Raw genomic sequence first — 2543 nt, 5'->3', positions numbered from 1 at the left:
CCGTGTTGTCCTTGCCTAGGCAAGGACAACACGGTATCTACGAAAGGCCGGAGCAGGAGCAGTCGATTCATGGTCACCGCGCCGCTGCTCACCCTGAGCTTCGATGTCGACCTGCCGCAGTCCAACGCCAAGGCGCTGGAGAGCAAGCAGGACCCGCTGATCGTCTCGGTCCGCCAGGACGGCCAGCTGAGCCTGAAGCTGCCCGACGCCAAGGAGCCGACCGCGGTCAGCGCCGAGGAACTGGAAGGCCGCCTGTCCGGCATCGCCGCGCAGGACAAGGACGTGCGCGTGATTGTCGCCGCCGACCGTGCCGTGGCCTATGAAAAGGTCATCGCTGCGATGGATGTCATCAAGCGCGCCAAAGTCGACAAGGTAGGCCTGGCCACCGATGCACGCTGACGCCCTGCCACCTCCGCAGCAGCGCGAGCCCGGCTGGGGCCTGCCCCTGGCGCTGGCCGTGCTGGTGCACCTGCTGGTCGCACTGGTCTTCATCGTGGCCTGGCTGTGGTCGCCCGAGCGCAATACCGATGCCGCCGCAGGCGAGCCCTCGGTCGAGGCCAGCCTGGCGCTGTCCTCGTCCGAATCGGCCGCCGCGCGCCAGGCCCTGCGCCAGTCGGAAAAGCTGGAAGACCTGCCCGAGCCGGTGCCTGAGCCAGTGCCGGCACCCGTGCCCGAGGACACCATCCCGCCGCCGCAGCCGATCGAGGCGCCGCGCCCGCAGGATGCGCCCACGCCGCAGCAGCAACAGGCGCAGGAACGCATTGCCCAGCCTGATACCAAGGACCAGGACGCCGCCAATGCCTTGGCCATTTCGCAGGAAAAGGCCAAGCAGGAGCAGGAGGCCAGGAAGCGCCAGGAACAGATCGACCTGACCGAACGCAAGCGCCAGGAAGAAGCCGAACAGAAGGCGCGCCTGGCCAAGCAGCAGGAAGCGGACGCCAGGAAAAAGATCGCCGAGCAGGAGAAGGTGGCGGCTGACAAGGCCGAGGCCGAGCGGCAGAAGAAGATCGCCGACATCCGGGCCAAGCGCGAGCAGGCCGAGAAGGAAGCCAAGCTGGCAGAGCAGAAGCTGCGCCAGGTCGCCGCGGCCCGCAATGCAGCCGGTGCAGCTGCGGCCAGCAGCAGCCAGGCCCAGCCAGCCGGTGGCGCGGGCGGTACCAGTAATGACCTGTCGGCAAAGTACGCTGCGGCACTGGTCAGCAAGATCAGCAGTTCGTGGACCCGGCCTGACAGCGTGCCGTTGGGCCAGAAGTGCCAGATCACCATCACCCAGATTCCGGGTGGGCAGGTGCTGCAGGCCAAGGTGGGCGCCAACTGCCCGTACGACGAGGCAGGCAAGCGCTCGATCGAGGCGGCCGTGCTCAATGCGCAGCCGCTGCCGTACCGTGGCTTTGAATCGGTGTTCGCGCGCACGCTCAACCTGACGTTCACCCCGCAGGAGTGATAAGGCGGATCGGACAGCCCCGTCCGCATCCGGCGGCGGGGCCCTGGCGTCGACGACGCGCGACCCGTGCACGCTGGCACTGACCCGGAATTCACGTACCCTTGGTTCATGATTGCGAAGCGGTTCACCCGCCGTTTGCTATCCCTCGTACCGGTTTCCCCCTATTGAGCGCTCCATGAAGAAGATGCCTCGCTGGCTTGCCGTGTTTGCGGCTCTGTTGCTGCCTTTCGCTGCCTTCGCGCAGCAGAGGAGCCTTGACCTTGAGATCGTCGGCGGCAATGCCTCCGCGCTGCCGATCACCGTCGTGCCCATGCCCTACCAGGGCTCGGCCGGTGCCCCGCAGACCGATGTGGCCGGCGTCGTCCGCGCCGATCTGGAGCGCTCGGGCCAGTTCCGCACGCTGCCCGAAGGGCAGATCGTGGAAAAGCCGACCCGTGGCGGCGAGATCCAGTTCCCGACCTGGCGCGCGCTGAAGCAGAACTACATCGTGGTCGGCCGCGTGATGGACGCCGGCGCCGGTGCCTACCGCGTCGAGTACGAACTGTTCGACGTGCCCAAGGGCGAGCGCCTGCTGGGCCTGGCCATGACCGCGCGCGGCAACGCCATGCGTGACGTTGCCCACCAGATGGCCGATGCCATCTACGAAAAGATCACCGGTGTGCGCGGCGCCTTCTGGACCCGCATCGCCTATGTCACCGCCAGCGGCAAGGGCGATGCCATGCGCTACGCGCTGATGGTCGCCGATTCGGACGGCTACAACCCGCAGACCATCGTCCGCTCGGCCGAGCCGCTGCTGTCGCCGTCGTGGAGCCCGGATGGCGGCAAGCTGGCCTATGTCAGCTTCGAGCGTGGCAATTCGGCCATCTACATCCAGAACATCTCCACCGGCGCCCGTGAGCTGGTCACCAGCTTCCGCGGCATCAACAGCGCCCCGGCCTTCTCGCCGGACGGCCGCAAGCTGGCCTTGACCCTCTCGCGTTCGGGCAACCCGGAAATCTACGTGATGGACCTGGGCAGCAAGCAGCTGACCCAGCTGACCAACCACTTCGCCACGGGCCACGATCACCACGTTCACACCTTCGCCCACGAGGGCGCGTGC

At 67.2% G+C, this 2543-nt stretch carries 2 protein-coding genes and 1 pseudogene; all 3 read left to right on the top strand.

The window, feature by feature from the left end; all coding sequences use genetic code 11:
• Positions 1 to 66: 66 nt before the first annotated feature.
• A pseudogene (locus ACQKDV_RS19090) lies at positions 67 to 399 on the top strand (biopolymer transporter ExbD); the annotation flags it as partial.
• On the top strand, positions 389 to 1444 hold the full coding sequence (gene tolA, locus ACQKDV_RS19085) for a cell envelope integrity protein TolA (protein ID WP_427785807.1): 1056 nt from the start codon (positions 389 to 391) through the stop codon (positions 1442 to 1444). The pseudogene ACQKDV_RS19090 and the gene tolA, both read left to right, overlap by 11 nt.
• Before the next feature lie 175 nt (positions 1445 to 1619).
• Positions 1620 to 2543 (top strand): Tol-Pal system beta propeller repeat protein TolB (locus ACQKDV_RS19080; RefSeq protein WP_427785806.1); only part of this gene is annotated, 924 nt, incomplete at its 3' end.

It is taken from the genome of Stenotrophomonas sp. NPDC077659 (genome assembly GCF_050268705.1).
Taxonomy (GTDB): Bacteria; Pseudomonadota; Gammaproteobacteria; order Xanthomonadales; family Xanthomonadaceae; genus Stenotrophomonas.
The sequence above is the reverse complement of the archived record's forward strand: the minus strand, read 5'-3'. Positions and strand labels throughout refer to the sequence as shown.